The sequence below is a fragment of the Elusimicrobiota bacterium genome, assembly GCA_016788905.1.
Classification (GTDB): Bacteria; Elusimicrobiota; Elusimicrobia; order FEN-1173; family FEN-1173; genus JADKHR01.
The window spans coordinates 15,618-35,629 of the sequence record JAEURZ010000006.1; the positions used below are offsets into that span (position 1 = coordinate 15,618).

24 protein-coding genes, 1 tRNA gene and 1 pseudogene are annotated in these 20,012 nt (G+C 52.0%); 20 read left to right on the forward strand and 6 right to left on the reverse strand.

Going from position 1 to position 20,012, the window contains the following annotated elements:
- Nucleotides 1-147 precede the first annotated feature (147 nt).
- The 10 genes and pseudogenes from JNK54_03735 (at nt 148) to JNK54_03780 (ending at nt 6,349) form a co-directional block, all read left to right on the forward strand.
- Nucleotides 148-369 carry an addiction module protein gene (locus tag JNK54_03735; GenBank protein ID MBL8023378.1) on the forward strand — a complete coding sequence of 74 codons (222 nt, stop codon included), beginning with the start codon at nt 148-150 and terminating at the stop codon, nt 367-369.
- A gap of 717 nt (nt 370-1,086) precedes the next feature.
- On the forward strand, nt 1,087-1,974 hold the full coding sequence (locus JNK54_03740) for a 5'-methylthioadenosine/adenosylhomocysteine nucleosidase (GenBank protein MBL8023379.1): 888 nt from the start codon (nt 1,087-1,089) through the stop codon (nt 1,972-1,974).
- Between the two features lie 213 nt (nt 1,975-2,187).
- Entirely contained in the window at nt 2,188-2,382 is a 195-nt protein-coding gene (locus JNK54_03745) for a hypothetical protein (protein ID MBL8023380.1), read from the forward strand.
- Between the two features lie 7 nt (nt 2,383-2,389).
- Nucleotides 2,390-2,641, forward strand: coding sequence for a type II toxin-antitoxin system RelE/ParE family toxin (locus JNK54_03750; GenBank protein ID MBL8023381.1), 252 nt, complete (start codon nt 2,390-2,392; stop codon nt 2,639-2,641).
- Nucleotides 2,642-3,256: 615 nt separating this feature from the next.
- Entirely contained in the window at nt 3,257-4,306 is a 1,050-nt protein-coding gene (locus JNK54_03755) for an ISL3 family transposase (protein MBL8023382.1), read from the forward strand.
- A gap of 82 nt (nt 4,307-4,388) precedes the next feature.
- The gene (locus tag JNK54_03760; protein MBL8023383.1) at nt 4,389-5,267 is read left to right on the forward strand and encodes a site-specific integrase; all 879 of its coding nucleotides are present in this window, start codon (nt 4,389-4,391) and stop codon (nt 5,265-5,267) included.
- Nucleotides 5,268-5,317: 50 nt separating this feature from the next.
- On the forward strand, nt 5,318-5,542 hold the full coding sequence (locus JNK54_03765) for a DUF433 domain-containing protein (protein MBL8023384.1): 225 nt from the start codon (nt 5,318-5,320) through the stop codon (nt 5,540-5,542).
- Nucleotides 5,542-5,870 (forward strand): annotated as a pseudogene (locus JNK54_03770) (DUF5615 family PIN-like protein). The gene JNK54_03765 and the pseudogene JNK54_03770 overlap by 1 nt, the downstream one beginning before the upstream one ends.
- Nucleotides 5,871-5,986: 116 nt before the next feature.
- A tRNA-Phe gene (locus tag JNK54_03775) sits at nt 5,987-6,059 on the forward strand.
- A gap of 95 nt (nt 6,060-6,154) precedes the next feature.
- On the forward strand, nt 6,155-6,349 hold the full coding sequence (locus JNK54_03780; protein ID MBL8023385.1) for a DUF2158 domain-containing protein: 195 nt from the start codon (nt 6,155-6,157) through the stop codon (nt 6,347-6,349).
- Nucleotides 6,350-6,447: 98 nt separating this feature from the next.
- Here the strand turns inward: JNK54_03780 and JNK54_03785 are convergent, their stop codons facing one another.
- The 4 genes from JNK54_03785 to JNK54_03800 form a co-directional block, all read right to left on the reverse strand.
- On the reverse strand, nt 6,448-6,999 hold the full coding sequence (locus JNK54_03785) for an LPP20 family lipoprotein (protein MBL8023386.1): 552 nt from the start codon (nt 6,997-6,999) through the stop codon (nt 6,448-6,450).
- A 31-nt stretch (nt 7,000-7,030) separates the two neighbouring features.
- Nucleotides 7,031-8,053 carry an LPP20 family lipoprotein gene (locus JNK54_03790; protein MBL8023387.1) on the reverse strand — a complete coding sequence of 341 codons (1,023 nt, stop codon included), beginning with the start codon at nt 8,051-8,053 and terminating at the stop codon, nt 7,031-7,033.
- Nucleotides 8,054-8,072: 19 nt separating this feature from the next.
- Complete coding sequence (locus tag JNK54_03795; GenBank protein ID MBL8023388.1) at nt 8,073-9,494, reverse strand: hypothetical protein; 1,422 nt, start codon at nt 9,492-9,494, stop codon at nt 8,073-8,075.
- A 98-nt stretch (nt 9,495-9,592) separates the two neighbouring features.
- A complete protein-coding gene (locus JNK54_03800; protein MBL8023389.1) occupies nt 9,593-10,198 on the reverse strand; it encodes a penicillin-binding protein activator LpoB in 606 nt (201 codons plus the stop codon).
- A gap of 336 nt (nt 10,199-10,534) precedes the next feature.
- On the opposite strand from JNK54_03800, the gene JNK54_03805 reads away from it, so the two are divergent.
- From JNK54_03805 to JNK54_03850, 10 genes are all read left to right on the forward strand, one after another.
- Nucleotides 10,535-10,774, forward strand: a complete 240-nt coding sequence (locus JNK54_03805; protein ID MBL8023390.1) for a hypothetical protein — start codon at nt 10,535-10,537, stop codon at nt 10,772-10,774.
- Nucleotide 10,775: 1 nt separating this feature from the next.
- Complete coding sequence (locus JNK54_03810) at nt 10,776-11,081, forward strand: Dabb family protein (protein MBL8023391.1); 306 nt, start codon at nt 10,776-10,778, stop codon at nt 11,079-11,081.
- Between the two features lie 112 nt (nt 11,082-11,193).
- Nucleotides 11,194-11,922, forward strand: coding sequence for a hypothetical protein (locus JNK54_03815; protein ID MBL8023392.1), 729 nt, complete (start codon nt 11,194-11,196; stop codon nt 11,920-11,922).
- 75 nt (nt 11,923-11,997) lie between these two features.
- Nucleotides 11,998-12,519 (forward strand): Rieske 2Fe-2S domain-containing protein, encoded by a 522-nt coding sequence (locus tag JNK54_03820; GenBank protein MBL8023393.1) that lies wholly within the window; start codon nt 11,998-12,000, stop codon nt 12,517-12,519.
- Nucleotides 12,519-14,303 (forward strand): cytochrome bc complex cytochrome b subunit, encoded by a 1,785-nt coding sequence (locus tag JNK54_03825; protein ID MBL8023394.1) that lies wholly within the window; start codon nt 12,519-12,521, stop codon nt 14,301-14,303. Before JNK54_03820 ends, JNK54_03825 begins: the two co-directional genes overlap by 1 nt.
- Nucleotides 14,300-15,610 (forward strand): c-type cytochrome, encoded by a 1,311-nt coding sequence (locus JNK54_03830; GenBank protein MBL8023395.1) that lies wholly within the window; start codon nt 14,300-14,302, stop codon nt 15,608-15,610. The genes JNK54_03825 and JNK54_03830 overlap by 4 nt, the downstream gene beginning before the upstream one ends.
- A gap of 35 nt (nt 15,611-15,645) precedes the next feature.
- Nucleotides 15,646-16,224 (forward strand): hypothetical protein, encoded by a 579-nt coding sequence (locus JNK54_03835; protein MBL8023396.1) that lies wholly within the window; start codon nt 15,646-15,648, stop codon nt 16,222-16,224.
- Nucleotides 16,225-16,237: 13 nt separating this feature from the next.
- Complete coding sequence (locus tag JNK54_03840) at nt 16,238-16,609, forward strand: response regulator (GenBank protein MBL8023397.1); 372 nt, start codon at nt 16,238-16,240, stop codon at nt 16,607-16,609.
- 6 nt (nt 16,610-16,615) lie between these two features.
- Entirely contained in the window at nt 16,616-17,974 is a 1,359-nt protein-coding gene (locus JNK54_03845) for an FAD-dependent monooxygenase (protein MBL8023398.1), read from the forward strand.
- A gap of 2 nt (nt 17,975-17,976) precedes the next feature.
- Nucleotides 17,977-18,282 carry a 4Fe-4S dicluster domain-containing protein gene (locus JNK54_03850; GenBank protein ID MBL8023399.1) on the forward strand — a complete coding sequence of 102 codons (306 nt, stop codon included), beginning with the start codon at nt 17,977-17,979 and terminating at the stop codon, nt 18,280-18,282.
- A gap of 77 nt (nt 18,283-18,359) precedes the next feature.
- On the opposite strand, the gene JNK54_03855 is transcribed toward JNK54_03850, so the two are convergent.
- A complete protein-coding gene (locus tag JNK54_03855; GenBank protein ID MBL8023400.1) occupies nt 18,360-19,271 on the reverse strand; it encodes a VWA domain-containing protein in 912 nt (303 codons plus the stop codon).
- A 37-nt stretch (nt 19,272-19,308) separates the two neighbouring features.
- The gene (locus JNK54_03860; protein ID MBL8023401.1) at nt 19,309-19,968 is read right to left on the reverse strand and encodes a hypothetical protein; all 660 of its coding nucleotides are present in this window, start codon (nt 19,966-19,968) and stop codon (nt 19,309-19,311) included.
- Nucleotides 19,969-20,012: the final 44 nt, after the last annotated feature.

The window sequence follows — 20,012 nt, forward strand, 5'->3', positions numbered from 1 at the left end:
GAATGATTTATTATGAACCGTTTTTGAATATAAAGTTTTGAGTTGATCGGTAGAATGGGAATGGTTTTCCGGTCATGGTGCAAAATGGGCGGTGGTTCGACGGGTGGAATTGATAGGTTCTTTTATTGTAATAACGGAGGAAGGACTATGCGTGGAGCGGCTTTAAAACTTCAAAAACAAGTTGAAGCCTTGCCCGACGTGGAGAAGCTCCATCTGGTGAACACCATCCTTTCCGAATTGGATAAACCGGACCCAGCGATCGATAAAATTTGGATGGGAGAGGCCCAACGGCGGTGGAACGCTTACAAGAGAGGAAAACTCAAAGCCATTCCCTATCAAGAGGTGATGAAAAGATTTAAGGCTAAATGAAGGTTCTTTTTCTCGCACCCGCTCTTCATGAACTTGAAGACGCTTTTGAATGGTATCAAGGCCAGCTGGACGGGCTTGGCCATGAATTCTAAGACGAAATTGATGCGTGAGTTCGGCGAATTGTTTCTTGGCCAGAGATGCATGCTCTATTAGGTAAAGGAAAACGGCGCTGCCTGATCCGGAGATTTCCTTTTGGGTTGATCTATGAGCTTGACAAAGATTCTGTCATTGTCATTGCCGTGGCGCATCTTCATCGCAAGCCATTCTACTGGTCGGGGCGGAAGTAGGGTTTAATAAAAAGGTCAATGGAGCTTCATCCCTCCGTCACTGGGAAATTTGTAGAAACGGAGAGCCCCCCTTAAAAATTGTGTAGAATTGATAGTCCTTACTTCATTAATTTAAGCCGAGGTAGCTCAGTCGGTAGAGCACAGGTCTGAAAAACCTCGTGATTTAGATTTGATGGGTTTAAATCAAGATTCTCTTGAAATAACCCTGGAATTCCAGTAGCAGGCATGAGGTCGATTGAACTGAAATCTCTTTACTCGACAAAACAGATCGTGGTCGAGGCCAAAAAAATTCCACCGCCTGGACACCATCAACCTGGGAAAAATCCTGCTTCATCCACTGGCTCAGCTGATGTGTAGCAATGGTTCAGTTTTTAGGGGGAGCACTGCATCGCGTGAACTTTCAATAAGGCAATCACATGAAACTGACCCCATGACGAAAGTGGTTCGCGGCCTGCTTTTGGTGTTCCTTTCAGGGACCGTCCTCCCAGCCGTTCTTTCGTCATCTCCCGGCAATTCTCCCCCCGAACCCACTGTGACTGGGATCCTCGGGGCCTTCGCCGAGGAAACCCGGGTGTTGAAAGTCGCCACGGCAGACAAAGATGTCCGCACCATTTCGGGCATCGAATTTGTTTCTGGAAAATTGGAAGGGCGCCGCGTGGTCATTGCCGGGACCGGCGTTGGGAAGGTTAACGCGGCCGTTGTTGCCGCGTTGCTTCTGGCCCATTTCCACCCCAACGAGGTCATTTTTACCGGAATCGCCGGCGCGGTCGACAAGGCTCTCCGGCCGGGGGACATTGTGATCGGAGAGAAACTTGCGCAGCACGATCTCGGGCATGTCGGCCCGAGGGGCTTTCGTGCCGAATCCGTTGAAAATCCAATCGACCGACGGCGTAACCCGTTATTTTTTCCATCGGATCCCGCCCTGGTCGGACTTGCGCGTCGGGCGGCATCGGAGCTTGTTTTGGAAGAAGTTGACGCAAAAGTGGGTCGGCGGACGCCCAAGGTTTTAACGGGAATTATTGTTACCGGAGATGTGTTCGTCGCTTCGCGAAGGACGAAGGCTTTTCTCAAAAAAGAGTTCGATGCCGACGCCGTAGAAATGGAGGGGGCAGCTGTGGCACAGGTCTGTTTCCAGCAAAAGGTTCCTTTCCTTGTTCTCCGTAGCATGAGTGACTCCGCCGATGAAAATGCGGGGCTGGACATCGGGCGGTTCTATCAGAAAGCCGCAGCGAACTCGGCTGCTCTGACCCGTTCGCTGCTTCGCCAACTGGCCAAACGGGATGGCGCGCAAACCATGGAGAGACTTGAAGGCCAGTGATCTCTCTTGTGTCCTTCCCTAGGCCTCGAATCAATGAAGAGTCCAGTAAATTGGGGGATCTGTCCCCGAAGTTGGATGGTGTGTCCGGGATTCCCGTTGTGCACCGAAGCTTGAAGCCCTGACCGAGCAAATTATGGACATCTCTCGAAAAATGACCTAAAATCAGCTTTCGACGTGATAAATAAGGCTTTCGTGTTTTAAAAGGAGTCGGTTATGGGAGGGATTCGGTTCGTCGTGGATGAGAAAGGCCGTCAGACGGCTGTCATCATCGATTTGAAGACCCATGAATCCCTATGGGAAGACATCTATGATGCATTCAAGGCTCATCAGAGAGCCCATGAACCAAGGGAATCCCTTGCCTCCGTAAAAAAAGCCTTGGGCCATAAAACCCACCGCGTGCATGCCTGATTAAGAGATTAGCTTTGCTCGATCGGCAAGGAAAGAACTGAAAGATTTAGACCGAAGTTTTCAACGGCGTATTATCGACAAAATTGAAGGCCTGGGTCATCAACCGAGGCCGAGCGGTTGTGTTAAACTCACCGGACAAAATCGCCTGTGGCGAATTCGCATCGGGGATTATCGCATCGTCTATGAGATTGACGATGATCATCGGCAGATTGACGTGATCGTCATCCGTCATCGTCGGGATGTTTATCGGCAGTTTTGACCCTCGGTTAGGCTTCAGGTAGGAGCGTCCTTTAACTGGGAATATTCGGGATCAACAAAGAATTTCAAAAATTTTCATCAAAACTGTTCAAACTGAAGTTACGCAACATTTAAGCCGAGGTAGCTCAGTCGGTAGAGCACAGGTCTGAAAAAACTCGTGCTGAAGATTTGATGGGTTTAAATCAAGATTCTCTGGGAATTACCCTGGAATTCCAGGTGCAGTCATGAGGTCGATTGAACTGAAATCTCTTTACTCGATAAAACAGATCGTAGTCGAGGCCGAAAAATTCCACCCCCCCGGACACCATCGTTCTGCGCAAAATCCTGTCGCATCCACTGGCTACACTCATTCGTAGTAGTGGTTCTCTTTTAGTGAGCGGTGAAGACCCATGATCAAAGTAGATTAAAAAATGGGGCTTCCGTGTTTCGTGTACATGGAATTGCCCCTCTTTATTGACGATAAAAGCTTTTTAAAAACTTGACACAATAACCGGAGGGCGAGTAGAGTGAGGAACCATGACAAACCCCACTCGACTTCTGGACGAATACCGCTTCCCCGGCTTCTGCCCGCGCTCGGCTCTGGCGGTGCATCCGACCGATCCGACCGCGCGAGTCATTGAACTGGTGCGGCACAAAAAAAAGCGTCGGCTCCGGTTGCGGCGGCCGACGGCCAGTCCGTAGCTCCCGCCGCCAATTCGTCCGCGACTTGGACTGCGCAGGAGCGACGGTTTACCTGTCTTTCGACTACCGCCGTGTGGCCTGCCGGGACTGCGGAGTGAAGCAAGAGACGCTGGAGTGGCTGGCCTCTTCCAAGCATGCCACCCAACGCTTTGAGGACGCCATTGGCCGCCAATGCCGGGATCTCCCGCTCACACGCGTGGCGGAATTGAACCGCCTCACCTGGGACCAGGTCCGTCGCATGGAAATGGCCTACATGTTCCGCCTGGAGGCACGGCATCCACCGCCAGAATCGATCCGGGCCATCGGCATCGATGAAATCTCCGTGGCAAAGGGACAGACCTACGCCATCGTGGTGGCCGACTTGGACCAAAAACGCCCGATCTGGATCAGCCGCGAGCCCGGGCGAACCCAAGCGGACCTGGACATGTTTTTCGTCGAGATGGGAGCCCAGCGCTCCGCCTCCATTCGACTGGCCGTGATGGACAGGTGGAAACCCTTCCGTAAATCCACCAAGGCCCAAGCGCCCAACGCTCAAATCGTCTACGACAAGTTTCACGTCATGACCTACCTGGGGGATGCCTTGGATGATGTCCGCCGCTTGGAATTCCAGAACGCCCACGCCGAAGACCGGCGGCTGATCAAACGGCAACGCTACACGCTTTTGTCCCGGCGAGCGATTCTCGACGAAAAGAAGGAACGGGCCTTGGCATTGCTTCTGAAGGCCAACCGGCGGCTCAACACAGCCTATCTGATGAAGGAGAGCTTCGCTCCATTGTGGGACTGCGAGACCCCCAGGGAGGCGCGGGACTTTTTCGACCGCTGGCGCCGCCAGTTGCGTTGGCGGCGGTTGGACCCCCTGGAGAAATTCACCGCTCTGGTGGAACGGCACTGGGACGGTATCGTGTCCTACTGCTGTCCGGAGAACGTTCTACTATTACTTCAACCGGAATTACAAGCAATATTGGAAGGGCGGATATCGAACTAAGGAACAGGCGAGTGACGCCGAGATCAGAGCCAAAGACCGAGTCATCAGAGAGGAGATCAACCCAGAGATTAAACAGGTTGACATGACGTTAAATGCGGCCTGCGATTGGTATTGGAAGGTCGCTGGAAGTTTAAGAAAGAATGCTGAGAATGATTTGTTGGTGGTTAAGAGAATTAAGGAATCCATGGGCGATAAGACCTTGGCCACTGTGTCAGGTGAAGATATCGTGAATTTTAGGAACTCCCTCTATCGAAAGAACCTCTGTCATCGGGTCGTCAAGCATCACCACTCATTCCTTGGGACGATCTTTAATGCTCTCACCAAACACGATCTCTACAAGGGTCGGAATCCGAGCAAACTCATTGCCTTTGAGAAAGTTCCCGATGCGGCTCCGAAGTTTATTTCCGATGAAGACCTCAGAAAGATCAACGCTGAAGCCTTAAAGAATCCAGCCTTCTACCCATATTTCCACGTTGCTCTGAATACTGGACTGAGAATAGGAGAAATTACGTCGATCAACGTCAGCGATTACGATTATGAGAAGAAACTTATCTTCTTGAGAAATACGAAGAACGGGAAATCCCGCCATGTTCATCTTTCCAACGCCGTCAATGGATTCATACAGGAAATTGTGAAGACAAGGGTAAACAACGGTCTTCTGTTGGGAAACTATACGAGATTCACCGTTTCAGACTGTTTCCGAGAGATCGTCAGGAAACTTGGACTGAGAGACATCACGTTCCATTGCCTTCGCCATGCTTTTGTCAATCGCCTTCTTTCCAACGGAGTTTCAATCTACAAAGCATCGAAGATGGTTGGCCATTCGAGCGTCTCGGTGACCGAGCAAATTTATGGACATCTCTCGAAAAATGACCTAGAATCAGCATTCGACGTGATTAATAAGGCCTTCAACTACGAGGGATCAACTGAAGTCGCTTACGGAGCCATTAGTTCAAGATAGGCCTTCAATTTAAGCATTTAGTGGCTGGGATTGATGAGGAAGGAGGTTTCATGAGTCATTTGAATCGGATCACTGTTGATTCCAACCAGTGCGGCGGCCGGCCTTGCCTACGTAGCCAACGTGTGCGCGTTAAGGATATTCTAGACCTATTGGCTGCCGGGGTATCCCACGAGGAGATCTTGAAGGATTACCCGTATCTTGAGAACGATGACATTTTGGCCGCCTTAGAGTTTGCTTCCGTTCAAGCTGACCATCCAATTCTTCGCGTGGCGTAATGAAGTTTTTGATCGACGCTCAACTTCCTCCTGGTCTGGCCCGACTTTTGGTGTCTTGTGGTCATCTGCGGAGCACGTGTTTGAGACCGGCGGATTAGGAGCGAAAGACGAAGATATCTGGATCTATGCGAAGCAGACTGGCTCCACGATCATTACCAAAGATGAGGATTTTGCCATTAAAGTTTGCACGGGATCTGAAGGCCCGTCCGTTGTGTGGGTGCGGATTGGAAATACGAGCAATCGCTTCCTAATGTCTTGGTTTTCCCCGCTTCTTCCGAAAGTTCTTGAACCATTGAACCGGGGAGAACGTCTCGTAGAATTGACATAAGAAAATTCGGATCCAGTCTCTGGTAGGAGCATCCTTCAACTGGGGTTTTTCAGGATCAACAAAGAATTTTTTAAATTTAAGTAAAACTGTTAAAACTGAAGTCATTCAACATTTTCGCCGAGGTAGCTCAGTCGGTAGAGCACAGGTCTGAAAAACCTGGTGTCGTCAGTTCGATTCTGACCCTCGGCACATTTTTTTGTTAACAGACCCTTTCACCCATTGGCTTTAATTCCATCCGGTGTTTGTGCCGAAGGCAACGTCCCGGTTGATAGGAGTTTCGAACAATGCCATTGATGCCTAGATTTCATGTGGGGGATGTGGTTCGGTTAAAGTCGGGAGGGATGCCCATGACGGTGGAGGGGTATTCGGACTCGAATCATCACCAAGCCAAAGTGGTCTGGTTTGATTCAGCGGGTAAGCCTCAACGGGAGACCTACCCTGAGGACACGTTGGAGAAAATTGAGGCAACCTATTCTTAAGAAGTTGACCTGAACGAACGGTGAGCACTCTTTAAAATAAAGAGCCCGGGATCCCTGTTGAGGGGGCCCGGGCTCTTTCTAAAACGACTCGCGCTTCTTTATGGGTTTGAGCGTTTGGCCTGTTCTTCCGCCAATTTATCGAAAGCGGACTCGGCGTTGGCTTTGATGTGGTCCCGGACGCCCTGCGAAAGGCCCTTCACCTTCCCCGCCAAATCCGTCAACTTATCGATGTTCAGGGTGGCGAGCGAATAAAGTGTTCCGCTTTTGTCTTGGTATCGGTCGGACACCGTTACTCCAGAAAGGACGTTATCGGTGAACGTTTTTATGGTGTTCTCAATGTATTGCTCTTCGTTCCCCAAGGCTTCAGCAGGGATGGCGGTGTTGGCCATGTAGTCCCGCATGAGGCTGGTGGACATGACCGAAAGCTGCTTGGAGATGTCCGCGATGGCCCGGTTGTCGGCCGTGGTTCGACGGAGCGCCTCGGATTGAATTCCTTCCGCAACTCCAACGCCGTAAAATGTTTTCGATTTGTCTTTGAAGGCGCCCGCTCCTTTCATGATCCAGTCGGGACGTTTAACGCCCCCGCAAGCGAATAAGGCCAACCCAACGGACGTGAGCATGGTGTAGCGAAACAGCGTCTTGAGATTCATAGGTGTTCCTCCTTAAATGACCAGCAAAAATCTATTCATTGAACAAATAAGAACTGAGAAGTTCAGCCGCTTCCAGGGCGAGGGCGGCTTCTCCCGCGGCGGTTGTTTTGGAGCGGGCGGCTTTAGACGTGAGGTGCCCCTCCACTCCGTCTCGGGTGGCGCTCTTCAGCACTTTTCCTGATTTCAGGTCAACCAGTTCTACACCACCGGACCACTGAAAAAAAGTCCACTCGGGAATCCCCCGGTCAAAGGGTGTAACTTCGAAAGCCGTTTTCACTTGCAACCCATTGGCGTTTCCACTGGAAACGAAAACGCCCAGTTCCGTGATTTGGGCCACCACGGCTTCGCGAAGTTTAGAGCCGTCGGGCCCCTCGGCTTGGACGGACACCGGGAGGGCATTGATGGTTTTTTCAAGGGCGGCTTCCAGTGTGGCAATCGACCCGGTGTTGAGCGGCGCCATCCCTGCGGGATCGATCACGCGGCGGCGTGTGGACAGGGCGTCCCGTTCTTCGGCGGTTTCGATGGCGGCGGAGAGGGCGCGGGCTCGTTCCAGCGGGGTTGTCGCCGCCTCGGCCCGGGATTGGGCGGCGGAAAGGATGTGCTCCTTCTCCATGATTTGAGCGCTGAGAGTTCGTCGAAGGGCGATCTTATCAAGAACCGCTAAGGCGTAATGTTTCTTCGACTTCTTATGAAAATAGGTTTCCGCAATGGCCACGCCTTCCAACAGAGTGTCCGTGGTGAGCTGCGTCTCGATTTGGCTTTTTTGGGTTCCCTGGGCGGCACTGCGTCTTTTCCCTACGGATGTGGAGGACTCTGTTTGTCGGTCCGTCAATGTTTGTTGAACGTGGGCTTGGAAGGTCCGGGCAATTTCGGCCCGTGCGTTGGACCGGGCCGCGTCCAGATCGTTTCCGATTCCCACCCCGGTCACGTATTTGGTTTCCGGATACTTCGAATCCGGCCCGTTAAGCCAGGCGGGTTTTTTCCGACCTGCGGAAAGGGGCAAGGCGAGTGAAAAAACGATTGAAGCCAGGATGAACCGTTGGGTTAAGGGCATGGGTGTTCCTCCAGAATGATTATACAGCAGTTCGAACAATTACAAAAGATTTTCGATTGGCGGACACCGAGACATTTTTGATTTCGCGCGTTTCGACGCTATTTCCCTGAGCGTCCAAGTAACGGACGGTCAACGTGTGTTCCCCGGGGGGCAATCTTAAGCGGGCCATGAGGATTCGGTCGGGGAGCGTGCGCCAGGACCGCTTGTCCGCAATTTCTGTTGCGCTGGACGCGGCCTGGAGGATGGCTCGAACGAGAAATCCCACTCCTTCACCGTTCTTGTTCTCAACGGCGTTACTGATCTTTTGGGCCAGGAGGTACTTTACAACTGCCCGAGCGATGGCCCGTGCGCGAGTTCGAACCACTCGGTCTTCCAGGTTTCGGACCGCCAGGGCGCCGACGTCTTCCACTAGTGTGGAACGGCAGGTGGTCGACGCGGAAAAAACTTCTGACGATTGGATGCGGGCCTTACTTTGCCGGTATTTAGGGAAGGCCACTCGGATCATTTTGTCCGCTACGATGGAACGGAAAACGGCCCGCGCCTGTTCGACTTGGGTATCCTCTTGTGATTTGGTATTGACTTGTTCCACGTAGGGCCAACCGTTAAATAGGCTGATTTCAAAAAACGATTCCACTTTTTCGGGGCCGAGCCCTGCGTAATGAAGAAAGAGGACTTCCCCGGTTTCTTCCGGGAGGGCAGAATCCGGGGAAGGGGCCGGGCCCCAGCGCCGTTGTATCTCCTCAACCTTATCGGAAAAACCCAATTGACGTGCGGTGCGAAGAGCGTCTTCCACGAGCGCGTCGGGCCGTGGGGTCTTATAAAATGTGGCGTAATCGTCGTATGCTTTCAACGCCTTTACATAGGAAATGTAGGCATCATTGATCTCGCCTTGGTCTTCATACAGGAGCCCCGCCAGGTAACGCCCGAAGGCGTCATCCTGGTAGTTGTTCCTCTGTCCGTCAAAGGGGAGAGCACGAAAAAAGAGGTCCAGTTGCCGGCACTCCACCAAGGCCTCTTCCCCCTGACCCAGGGCGGCGTAATTGATAGCGGAAAAAAGATAGATGAGGGCTCGTTCAAAATCTTCCCCGTAGTAGGGCGTCATGACATCGTTAATGAGAAAAGTGCTGAGATGGGCGGTGACGCTTTTGGTGAAAAGGTCGAGAGCTGTGCGTTTGGCCTGGGCCAAGGCCTGGTTGCTCGCGTTGTAGTCTCCGGCCAAGTGCAACAACATCCCCCGGTCGAGAGCGTAGAGGAGCGCGTTTTTCTCCCCGTAGCTTGATTTTTTCTTTTCCACCTGTTCGGCGGCCTGGGAAAATTCGTTTCGGAGGGTAAAGTTGTTCAACTCCTTTAGGGAGAGCGTGGTGGCGCACCCCGCGATCAGGAGGGCGCTCGAAAGGATGAAAGAATAAATTCGTGGAGGGGAAGGAGGGGTGTGTTTCATTCAAATCCTTTAGGGAACCTTCCTGCCCCTGGCGAAGGACAGGAGGGCGAGTTTTTCAGGTGAAAATCCTGTTCAGCGAATCGGACTGAAAAACCTATTTAGAATTTGCGTTTCGGGTAAACGACCGATTTTTTGATTTTCTTTTGGCCGATCCAAACTTTTTCGTTCGTGGTCAAATCGATCATTTCCAATTCGACCTGATAATATTTGAGTTGTTGCTTACCGGCCTGGTCTTCAATGGCGTTGATCTGTCCTTTCAGCATGAAGTCCGCCCCATACTCTTGTCCCATGCTTTTGGCTGTTTTAACGGAGGCGTTCTTGGCTTGGTCGGTGCGTTCTTCACGGACCTCATTTCGTTGTTCTTTGGACGCCACAAAGCGGACTTGACCGGAATTGGTCAGTTCCCGTTCCAAATCTTTCACGAACGTTTCGGTGGAAATATGTTCGCTGCTCTTGTTTCCCACCAGGCCCACGATCACGCGTGGTTGGGTGTTCTTGGCCGACTGAAAATCACCCAACCAGGGCCGCGCGAGTGAATCCTTGACCATCTCCTCCGCCACTTGGCGCGAATCGGTGTCGTTCCAGTTTCCAGAAAGGTCAATGGTTTCTCCCGCGTCCACGCGGGTGACTTTGGGCGTGGTCGCGCAGGCGGCCAAAAAGCCGGCCAGGCAGAGAGCAACGGACGAGCGTACGAGTTGGGTCATTTTTTCCTCCTAGGGGATGTTCGGTAAGTTTAGTCGAAAAACCTGTTCTATGCAAGGGATCAATGGGATGGTATAATGAATCCACTATGAAGAGAGGATTCATTAAACAAATGCCCCTTTTCGTCCACGTGCGTAGTTCCTTCGCACGCTGGGCTCGCCCTTCTATTTGCGGGGCGGGGGTGTCTGGGAGGCAATCTCTCTAAAGTAGCGAGCCAAAGAGTCACGCCCCCGACACCCGCTGCCCCACCGGTCAGCGGGTTTTTATTTGAGAGCCCCCCTGGACAATTATTCAAAAGGGAGGTATGTATGTGTAGGACAACAAGAGAGGTGACTGCAATGAACGTGTTGGTCGAAGAAGATGTGCGGACCCTGCGGTTAGCTGAACAGGGACTGATGAAGCAGGTTCTTCAAGTGAAGGCTGCCCGGATCGGAGAATTGGAGGCGGAGGTCCGATATCTGCGGCGGCTATTGAACGAATTGTTGGCGGCCCCTAAGGCTCAGCCATTCCCCAAGCCGACGTCGGCCACGCCTGTGGTTCGATCGTCCGCTGTGCCACCCCGGCGTTGGAAGGCTTAAGATGGCTCCTCTTGAACATGTGGTCCTCTTCAAGCTTAAGGTGGATGTGGCGGAAGAAAAAAAAGAGGGGCTCATGCGGAGCCTGCTCTCCCTACGTGACGTCATTCCTGGGATTCTTCAGGTATCAGCGGGGGTGAATTTTTCGGCTCGAGCCCAGGGGTATACCCATGGGTTCGTGGCGCGATTTCAAGACCGTGTGGCTTTGGATCACTACATTTCCCATCCGGCTCACGTGGCGGTGGTGGAAAAACAAGTTAAACCCATTTGTGAAAGTGTTCTAGCCCTTGATTACGATCTTATTTCCTAACCTAAAGATCCCTCTTCACTCATTTGTCTCTTCCTTTGCCGGTTAAAAACGGTCTTGCGCGTTCGCTTCTGGTCCGGTAAAGTAGTGTCATTGTTTTTCGAAGGAGTGACTAATGCCCGATACCCCGGAACGGAAACGTGCCTTTGAAACGTACGATCTGACCTTAACCGAAAGTTGTGAAATCGCCCCTCAGAACAAGCACCTGCGTTTTGCCCTCCCGCCGGGAAAGTCCCTCAAGTTCCACGCGGGCCAGTACGCCCAACTCTTTATCCCTCATGAAGCCGGAGTGCGTCGCCGGGCCTACTCCATCGCTTCTTCCCCATGGCATCCCGACTACTTTGATCTCTGTGTGACGTTGGTTGACGGGGGCATTTCGTCCACCTATCTCCACAGCATGAAGGTGGGAGACACGATCCAGGGGATGGCGCCCCTCGGTCATTTTTTAATTAAAGATGAATCCCGGGATTTTGTTTTTATCGCCACGGGATCCGGTGTGGCGCCCTTTCGCGCCATGATCCACGATTTGGTCCACCGAAACGTGCCTCGGGAACTCTATCTGATCTATGGTCATCGCTACGAGCCCGATATCGTTTACCGGAACGAATGGGAAGATTTGGCCAAAAAGACCCCCCGGTTTCACCCGATTTTTACCCTGAGTCGGGACACGAACTGGAAAGGGGAGAGGGGCTATGTCCAGGAAAAAATTGCCCCTTTCATTCCAAACCCGACAGAAAAAAGCTATTACATTTGCGGTTTGAACAACATGATCACCGCGGTGAACGACCGTTTACTCTCATTGGGTGTCCCTAAAGAACAAATCTATTTTGAACGCTACGACTAAACTTGACAGTTTTTGGTTGAACTAGTAGACTTCGGATTCTTCACCCGTTCACAAATTTTCGTCTGAGAATACCCTATGGCTGATGCCCCTTCATCGTCGGAACCCACCGGACCGGACGGCTTATTTAAGTCCGAACTGACCCGCCGTGGCCTTTTGGCCGGGGCCTGGGGCGCTTTTGGGGCCTTCCTGGCTGTGAGCGCAGGCGGGGCGGCTCGTTTTATGTTGCCCAATGTCCTTTACGAACCCTCCCAACGCTTTAAAATGGGAAAGGTCAAAGATTTCCCTCTCGGGGTGACGGTGAACAAAGAACAGCGGGTCTGGATCGTCCGGGATGAAAAAGGGGTTTACGCCTTGTGGGCCCGCTGCACACATTTGGGGTGTACCCCCAATTGGTTCCCGGCTGAAGTTCGTTTTCGTTGTCCCTGCCATGGATCCAACTACAATCTGGACGGCGATGTGATTGCAGGGCCGGCCCCCAAACCCTTATGGCGTTGCGCGGTGGATGTGACACCGGAAGGGGATCTGGTGGTCGACAAATCTCAAATGGAAAATCGACCCGGTTTTCGTGAGCGTGGTTCTTTCCACGTGATGGTCTGATGATAAAAATACCCACTCTTAAAGAAGCCAAAGACCTTCTGATTAATAGCCAAATTTGGCGGTCCATGTTCCGTGGTGGAACTTGGAAAGACACGTCCCGTGACCGGGCTCAGCACATTATGGGGAACGTTTGGCTTCATCTCCATCCGGCCCGCGTTCGCCAGCGCGCGGTTCGGTTTACATACACCTGGGGTTTGGGGGGATTGTCTTTTGGGTTGTTCATGATTTTGGTGGTGACCGGGGTCCTCTTGATGTTCTATTACCGGCCCGCTGTGGACCTGGCTTATCGGGACATGAAAGATCTGGAATTTGTCGTGTCCCTCGGGATGTTTTTACGAAACTTGCACCGTTGGTCGGCCCACGCCATGGTGCTGTTGGTGATTCTCCATATGGTTCGTGTGTTTCTGACCGGAGCCTACAAGACCCCTCGGGAGTTTAACTGGGGCGTGGGTGTTGTCCTTCTGGTCTTAACCCTCTTTCTTTCTTTCACGGGCTATCTTCTCCCCTGGGATCAGTTGGCCATGTGGGCCGTAACGGTGGGCACGAATATGGCCAGTTCCACCCCCTTTGTTGGGGCGGAAGGGCCTTTCTCCAATTTGGTGGGGGTCACGGCATCGAACGACGCTCGGTTTGCCCTTTTGGGGGGGACGACTGTTGGCGCGAATACCCTCCTTCGGTTTTATGTCCTTCACTGTGTGGCTGTTCCCGTCTTTGCCGGAGTTCTCATGATCGTTCACTTTTGGCGGATTCGGAAGGACGGTTTTTCAGCGGCCCCTCTCCCTGGCGACGCGCCAGAGAAGAAAATGGACGTTTGGCCGAATTTGATTGTGCGGGAATACCTGGGCGCGATTTTGATGTTGGCCTTTTTGATTGGGTGGTCCGTTCTGGTAAACGCCCCCCTGGAAGAATTGGCCAATTCCGGAGTGACGCCGAACCCCTCGAAAGCTCCCTGGTATTTCCTGGGTCTGCAGGAACTGCTGGTTTACTTTGATCCCTGGTTGGCGGGTGTCGTTTTGCCTGGGGTCATCACCACGGGGCTCATGGCCATTCCCTATTTAGACCCAGATCCCAAATCCGGGGTGGGCACTTATTCTTTGAAAACGCGACCTTTTGCCAATTCTGTTTTCCTGTTCGGAATTTCCATGTGGTTTATTTTGATCATTATTGGGACGTTCATGCGGGGGCCCAATTGGGCGTTTTTCTGGCCCTGGGAGAGTTGGGAAGGGCACAGTCAGGCGGTTCAGCTTCCCACCTGGAACCTGATCATGGTCGATTTTACGGACAAGGTGGGGAGTTTTTTCTCCAGTCAGAAAGTTCCCGGAATTCGGGTGGGGGGGATCCTGGGGATCCTCTCGGCGTTCGGCGCAGCGGGGGCTCTTTTCGGAGCTTATTTCGGTGGAGGATTGCTGTTCCCTAAGTTGGTTAAAGCGGACTGGCCATTAAAGAAATCCATCGGCCTGACCGCCATGGGGTCCGTTTTGGTGGGTGTTTTGGCCAAGGCCGCCCACGCGTTTCTGTTTCGGTTCGATTTTATTTCAAAGAACATTCCTCATTTTGGCTTGACGGAAATTTTTTATGTGGCGTTCTTCCTGTTCATCGTTTTAGTGATGGCGTTCGTGCTTCCTCAGAAATATCTGCGAACAGCCAAGCTCAGTCCGATCCAATACGGAACAACCATGATGATGTTGCTCATGATGTTGGGTGTTGTTCTTAAAATGGCCGCCCGTCTGGGTTTTAACATCAAATATCTTTTCAGTTTGCCTGGCCTTAATCTCAACATATGAGTCTGAAAGAAATTATTTTCACGCGCTATTTAACCCTTCGGAATCTTTTCGTCGGAGGGAACATCCTTCTGCTCGGGCTGCTCGTGGCGGCTGTGATCAAAGACCAAAACCGAGAATGGAAAAAATATCAGCGGGAATTTTTTCGCATGGAGAAAACGCGACTGGCGGAGGAAATTTCTCGGGCCAAAACGCCGGAGGAAAAGGACGTTTTTGTTAAAGAGTTGAATTTGTTTCGTGGACAATCGGTCAAGATTCGTCAACTCATGGCACCCGCTTTGGACCGGTACGACCGTTGCACGTCCTGCCATTTGGGGTATGATCCTGTCCTTTCGCCGGGGACCGAAACGGTTTACGCGGATCACCCTTACGCGGCAAAGCCCCACGCGGTTCACAAGGCGCATCCGGTGGAACGGTTCGCCTGTTCTGTTTGTCATGAAGGGCAGGGGTTGGCCACTTCCGTTGACGCCGGGCATGGTCGGGTGAAGCATTGGGAAAAGCCTCTGCGGACGGGGGGTTCCATTCAGTCGTCTTGCACGAAATGTCATAGTGACCTGTACGACGAGACTCGACTGCCTCAGACCCCTGTGTGGCGGCGAGGAGAGGTTCTTTTTAAGAAACTTGGCTGCATCGGGTGTCACCAGATTCATGGACAAGGGGGTCCGATTTCTGTCGATTTGGCCGAAGAAACAGCGGACAAGCCCCTTTCTCGAATTGATTTTAGCCACACGGGTCTTCCCGAAAGTCAGCGAACTTTAGCCAACTGGATTCGACTGCATTTTGTGAAAGATCCCTGGGAACTGGTTCCGGGTGATCCCACCGGTCGGTTTAACGACGAACCCATTGCGCCCTCCGGAATGCCATTCTTCAATTTGCCTCCCGAGGACGCGGACGCGGTGACCACCTACGTGTTGTCCCTGTCCCGTGATAAAATTCCCATGGAATATAGGGTTCCCGTGGCCGGTCCCCGGCCGGAACCCGTTCTTAAAACGGCCGCGCAACGGGGAGCCGCGGTCTACACGAAATACGGTTGCGGCGGGTGTCACGCGCCGGATGGGTCCGGGGGAACTCGAAACTTCAACTACGTGAACGTGACCGAACCGAATCTTCGGAAATCCGTGGCGACTTACACCCGGGAAGAGTTAATCGAAAAAATCGAAAAGGGCGTATCCCCGGTTGATAAAGCCGACCCCAAAGGCCCGACCCCGTCGCTGTACATGCCTCCTTGGAAAGACAAAATCCATGGGCAGGAAATGGAAGATCTAGTGACCTATCTCTTTAGTATCGCGGAAAAGCTGGAAGAGTGGTAGAATACGCTCAACGACAAACAAAGGCGGTCTCCATCATGAAACGTTCTCTTTTATGGGTTGCGGTGGGTTTTCTTGTGGGTGGGTTTGGTTTCGTGTGGGCGGAGGAATCTTCCTTTGAAGCGGAAAAAGCTAAGGCCCTGGCGAGCCCCTACGCGAACGATTTTGGCCCGGAAAAACTTACCGATAAGGAATTGGCCACTTACCCCGCGGACTTACAGGCGGCGTATAAAAACGTCCTGCTTATGAAATGCACCAAGTGTCATTCCGCGGCTCGTCCGCTCAACAGCCAGTTCTTCGAAGTGGATGGAAAAGGTCCCGAGAAACTAACCAATCTGAATAAATTGAAGGCTTCGGATCCCGATATGTTTTCTTCTCATAATGTTTGGCAGGTGGAAACGGACATTTGGCAACGCTATGTCAAACGGATGATGTCCAAGCCTGGGTGCGAAATTTCAAACGAAGAAGGGCGGGCGGTGTATAAGTTTTTGGCTTACGATAGTCAGCAGCGGAAAATGGGAAAGAACAAGGCCGCTTGGAAAGCCCATCGGGAAAAATTGTTGACAGATTTTAAAGCCAAACACCCCAGCCGCTACAAAGAGTTGTACGATAAATAAGGATAAAGAAGACGTGGCCACTATTCTGATTGCCGATGATGAATCCGATATCCGGGAATATTCTCGGAGTGTCCTTGAGCGAAACGGTCATCACGTCCTTGAAGCGTCGTCTGGGACGGCGGCTTTAGAAGTTTTGTCGAAGGGAAAGCCGGACCTGTTGCTCTTGGATGTGATGCTCCCCGGTATGGATGGCCACACGCTTTCAATGCATCTTTCTAATCATCCTCAGTTTAAGGACCTTCCCGTGATCATAGTGACAGCCTTGGAATTTACCCAAGAGATGTTTGCCAAATTTCCCCAAGTCAAAGGTTTCTTGGCGAAACCGTTCACCCCGGTCGAATTGGATCAGGCGGTTCGGCAAGTGGTTCCTTCCCCGAGTTTGTGATTTCCCATGGCTGACGATAAATTCGACGCGATCGTTGTTGGGGCGGGTCCCGCTGGAACGGCTGCCGCTCTCACCATGGCCAAAGCCGGGTTGAACGTTGTTCTTTTGGAACGGGGCGAATACCCTGGAGCCAAAAACGTTCAAGGCGCGGTGATGTATACCAAAATGTTGGACGAAATTGTCCCGGAGTTCTGGAAAGACCCCCAGGCCGCCCTGGAACGGCCGATCACGGAACAAAAAATTTGGGTTCTTTCCAAGGATTCCATGTTTCAAGTGGGGTTCAAATCAGAGAAATGGTTGGCGGAACCCCACAACTGTTACACCGTTATCCGTGCGAATTTTGATCGATGGTTTGCCAAAAAAGCTGAAGAGGCGGGGGCTCAGCTGTTTACTGGAGTGACGGTCCGAGAAGGGATCAAAAAAGACGGAAAAGTGGTTGGTATTAAAACCAGTGAAGGCGATGAAATTTTTGCGGACGTGGTGATTGCCGCTGATGGGGTCAACTCCCTCCTGGGGCAACAACTCGGTCTTCTGGACGAATGGACAGCGGACGAAGTGGCGTTGGGTGTAAAGGAAGTCCTGGCGTTGCCTCGCGAAAAGATCGAAGATCGCTTCAACTTGGAGAAAGGCGAAGGAACCACCGTTGAGATCTTCGGCGATACCTCACGGGGCATGTTGGGGTATTCTTTCCTTTACACGAACAAAGAATCTCTTTCTTTCGGTGTGGGCGTAAAGCTTTCTCATTTCCAAAAAACGGGGATACGTCCACCGGATCTGCTGGAATACGCCAAAAGGCATCCCATGATACGGCGCCTGATTAAAGACGCCAAACCCTTGGAATATTCCGCCCATTTGATTCCGGAAGGGGGCTACAACTCGTTGCCGAAGCTTTTTGCGGATGGCGTTTTGGTTGTGGGTGACGCGGCCCAAATGGTTAACGCGTCCCACCGGGAAGGGTCCAACATGGCCATGACCGCGGGCCGGTTGGCCGGTGAAACGGTGATTGAGGCCAAAAAGAAGGGGGACTTTAGCGCGAAAACCCTTTCGAATTATCAGACGAAATTGAGAGACTGTTTTATTATTCCCGACCTCTTTGATCATAAAGACCTTGAATCCATGGTGGAAAAGCATATGGATCTAGTGGCTGAGGGGCCTGAGCTGATGGCCCAATCCCTGTACGACTATTTCCAGGTGGATGGCCGTCCGAAACGCGACGTTCAAAAAAGCATTCTTCAACGATTGCTTGGAAACCCCGCGGTCAAGGCGATGGTGAAATCGGAACTGACCCTTAAAAACGAATTTAGTCTTATGAAGATGGCCCTTAAAATGAGGGTCCTGTTGTGGAAACTGACCCACAGGAACTAACCATGAGCTCTGACGCGTTACCGAAAGTTAATGTGGATGAAAAGTTAGGGAGCCTGACGTATAAGGCGGACCATCAGGCCCATATTACCATCAAAGACAACGCCGCCTGTCTGAACAAGTGCCACGACAAACCTTGCACCACGGTTTGCCCCGCCCAAGTCTATCAATGGGAAGAAAGCCAAAAGAAACTTATCGTCTCGTTCGAAAATTGCATCGAATGCGGTGCCTGCCGCATGCTTTGCCCTTTCGATAATATTAAATGCGACTGGCCCCGCGGGGGCTTCGGCGTTCAATACAAATACGGTTAAACGATCTACGCAATTGAAAAGGCCCGGCTTCCTTTTAAGGGAGACCGGGCCTTTTCTTTAGGGCTAAAAGGCGGACGTTATCGGTAGACGCTCATGTCCACGGAAGCTGAGTTTGTTCCGTAGCTCACGTAAATTCGGATGTTGGGTTCATTGTTCCGTCTTCGGAAGGTTAAAGCGTAGATATCTTGAAATGACCCCCCATTCAGAAGGTTGCTTAGGTCATTTTCCAAATCTATGGGGTCTAGAGATTCGGAAAGGGTTCCCCCTGTTCCATCGACAATCGTCTGCATCTTTGCTTTGGCATTATTAGAAACGGATGTACTAACAATCACCCCACTGGCCACCGTTCCAATTGAAAGGAGTGCGGCTTGAGTGTCTTCGGCGGTATGGGTGCTTGCGCTGTCATCTCCATCAGTGAGAAAGACGATTAATCGTAACCCGGTCGCTTTCGAGAGTTCCTGAGCCCCGAGAATAATCGAGTCGTAGAGGGCCGTCCCGCCCTCGCTGGCGGTCGAAAAGTTGACCGCCGATATGACATGTTGCTTGTTGGTGGTCATGGGTACTGTTATCTGGGCATTCGAACTGAACTCGATCAGCCCCGCTTGGGCGGTGGCGGGGAGGTTGTTTAGAAACACAGTGGCCGCGATATTGGCTTCTTCGGCTCGACTCGAACTGCCAAAGGGATCCGCCATACTCCCGCTCCGATCCATGATGAGCATGACGGCGAAAGGGTAGTCGTTCGCTGGGCCATAACGAGTTGCGATCAGCGGTTTTTCATCTTGAAGAACGGCAAAATTAGCTAATAACAAATCCGTCATGCGAAAAGAAGAATTTGCCACGGACTGAAAAAGGACCGATACTTCAGGGGGATTTGTGTTGTCTACCCCGCGCACGTAAAGTTGAACGTCCGTGACGGCATCATCGGGTGTTCCCAGGAGTGGGTTGTTTGCATTGCGCTTGCATCCCCAGGAAAAAACCAAGAGACTCATTAATCCAAAGACTAACGGGAAGGGCTGTTTGGTCATATTATTCCACCACATTGGCCGGGGGCCAATAGGTTAACGCCAACATATACGAAATATGGGACGTCCAATATTGATCGGGTTCGCGGACGGCTTGGTAGCGAACTTCAGGGATGAGGCGAAACCCTGCCACCGTGGGGAGCATGAAGCCGCCCGTCGCCGAAAAACCTAGGTGCATGTTCGCCCCACTTTCCTGAACAGCCGGGTGTTTAATAGAAACACGGTCCCATTGAAGGGCTGGACCCGCTCCAATGAAAGGGATGAGTCTCTTGTGTTCCGGGGTTCCGTAAAATCCCATGAGTCGAAAAATAACCGTGGCGTTAACAGAATAGAGATCCTCCGTTGTGTAGGCCACGTAGGGGGGAACCTCTAAAGGATAATAGCTGCCGGAAAGACGGAATAGAAGCCGGTCATACCATCGTGGGAATTGGGGGACGGGTGGTCGAAAATAAATATCCAGCCCAACGTTACCCAGGTTCCCATAGTCTTTGTACCCGCCCAGGAGAGTGGTGTGCCCCCCGGTCGGTCCAATGGCCAGATTCCACCCCACCCCACGCTCGCGTTCTTCCAGTACGGCCATATAGTCTGTGTCGTCAAAACTATCGTCGGCGTGAAGGGAAAGAGTCGGTGTGAAGAGCGTGGTGGTGAGGCCCAAAAGCGCCATTCCCGAGAGAAACGATGCGATTTTTTTTGAACAACGCGGGGGGA

Coding starts and splice junctions, on each gene's coding strand:
- JNK54_03745 (MBL8023380.1), top strand. CDS start 2,188: ATGGGAGGGATTCGGTTCGTCGTGGATGAGAAAGGCCGTCAGACGGCT.
- JNK54_03790 (MBL8023387.1), bottom strand. CDS start 8,053: ATGCCCTTAACCCAACGGTTCATCCTGGCTTCAATCGTTTTTTCACTC.
- JNK54_03820 (MBL8023393.1), top strand. CDS start 11,998: ATGGCTGATGCCCCTTCATCGTCGGAACCCACCGGACCGGACGGCTTA.
- JNK54_03780 (MBL8023385.1), top strand. CDS start 6,155: ATGCCATTGATGCCTAGATTTCATGTGGGGGATGTGGTTCGGTTAAAG.
- JNK54_03760 (MBL8023383.1), top strand. CDS start 4,389: ATGACGTTAAATGCGGCCTGCGATTGGTATTGGAAGGTCGCTGGAAGT.
- JNK54_03740 (MBL8023379.1), top strand. CDS start 1,087: ATGACGAAAGTGGTTCGCGGCCTGCTTTTGGTGTTCCTTTCAGGGACC.
- JNK54_03785 (MBL8023386.1), bottom strand. CDS start 6,999: ATGAATCTCAAGACGCTGTTTCGCTACACCATGCTCACGTCCGTTGGG.
- JNK54_03850 (MBL8023399.1), top strand. CDS start 17,977: ATGAGCTCTGACGCGTTACCGAAAGTTAATGTGGATGAAAAGTTAGGG.
- JNK54_03835 (MBL8023396.1), top strand. CDS start 15,646: ATGAAACGTTCTCTTTTATGGGTTGCGGTGGGTTTTCTTGTGGGTGGG.
- JNK54_03825 (MBL8023394.1), top strand. CDS start 12,519: ATGATAAAAATACCCACTCTTAAAGAAGCCAAAGACCTTCTGATTAAT.
- JNK54_03845 (MBL8023398.1), top strand. CDS start 16,616: ATGGCTGACGATAAATTCGACGCGATCGTTGTTGGGGCGGGTCCCGCT.
- JNK54_03795 (MBL8023388.1), bottom strand. CDS start 9,494: ATGAAACACACCCCTCCTTCCCCTCCACGAATTTATTCTTTCATCCTT.
- JNK54_03830 (MBL8023395.1), top strand. CDS start 14,300: ATGAGTCTGAAAGAAATTATTTTCACGCGCTATTTAACCCTTCGGAAT.
- JNK54_03735 (MBL8023378.1), top strand. CDS start 148: ATGCGTGGAGCGGCTTTAAAACTTCAAAAACAAGTTGAAGCCTTGCCC.
- JNK54_03765 (MBL8023384.1), top strand. CDS start 5,318: ATGAGTCATTTGAATCGGATCACTGTTGATTCCAACCAGTGCGGCGGC.
- JNK54_03800 (MBL8023389.1), bottom strand. CDS start 10,198: ATGACCCAACTCGTACGCTCGTCCGTTGCTCTCTGCCTGGCCGGCTTT.
- JNK54_03855 (MBL8023400.1), bottom strand. CDS start 19,271: ATGAGTCTCTTGGTTTTTTCCTGGGGATGCAAGCGCAATGCAAACAAC.
- JNK54_03815 (MBL8023392.1), top strand. CDS start 11,194: ATGCCCGATACCCCGGAACGGAAACGTGCCTTTGAAACGTACGATCTG.
- JNK54_03860 (MBL8023401.1), bottom strand. CDS start 19,968: ATGGCGCTTTTGGGCCTCACCACCACGCTCTTCACACCGACTCTTTCC.
- JNK54_03805 (MBL8023390.1), top strand. CDS start 10,535: ATGAACGTGTTGGTCGAAGAAGATGTGCGGACCCTGCGGTTAGCTGAA.
- JNK54_03810 (MBL8023391.1), top strand. CDS start 10,776: ATGGCTCCTCTTGAACATGTGGTCCTCTTCAAGCTTAAGGTGGATGTG.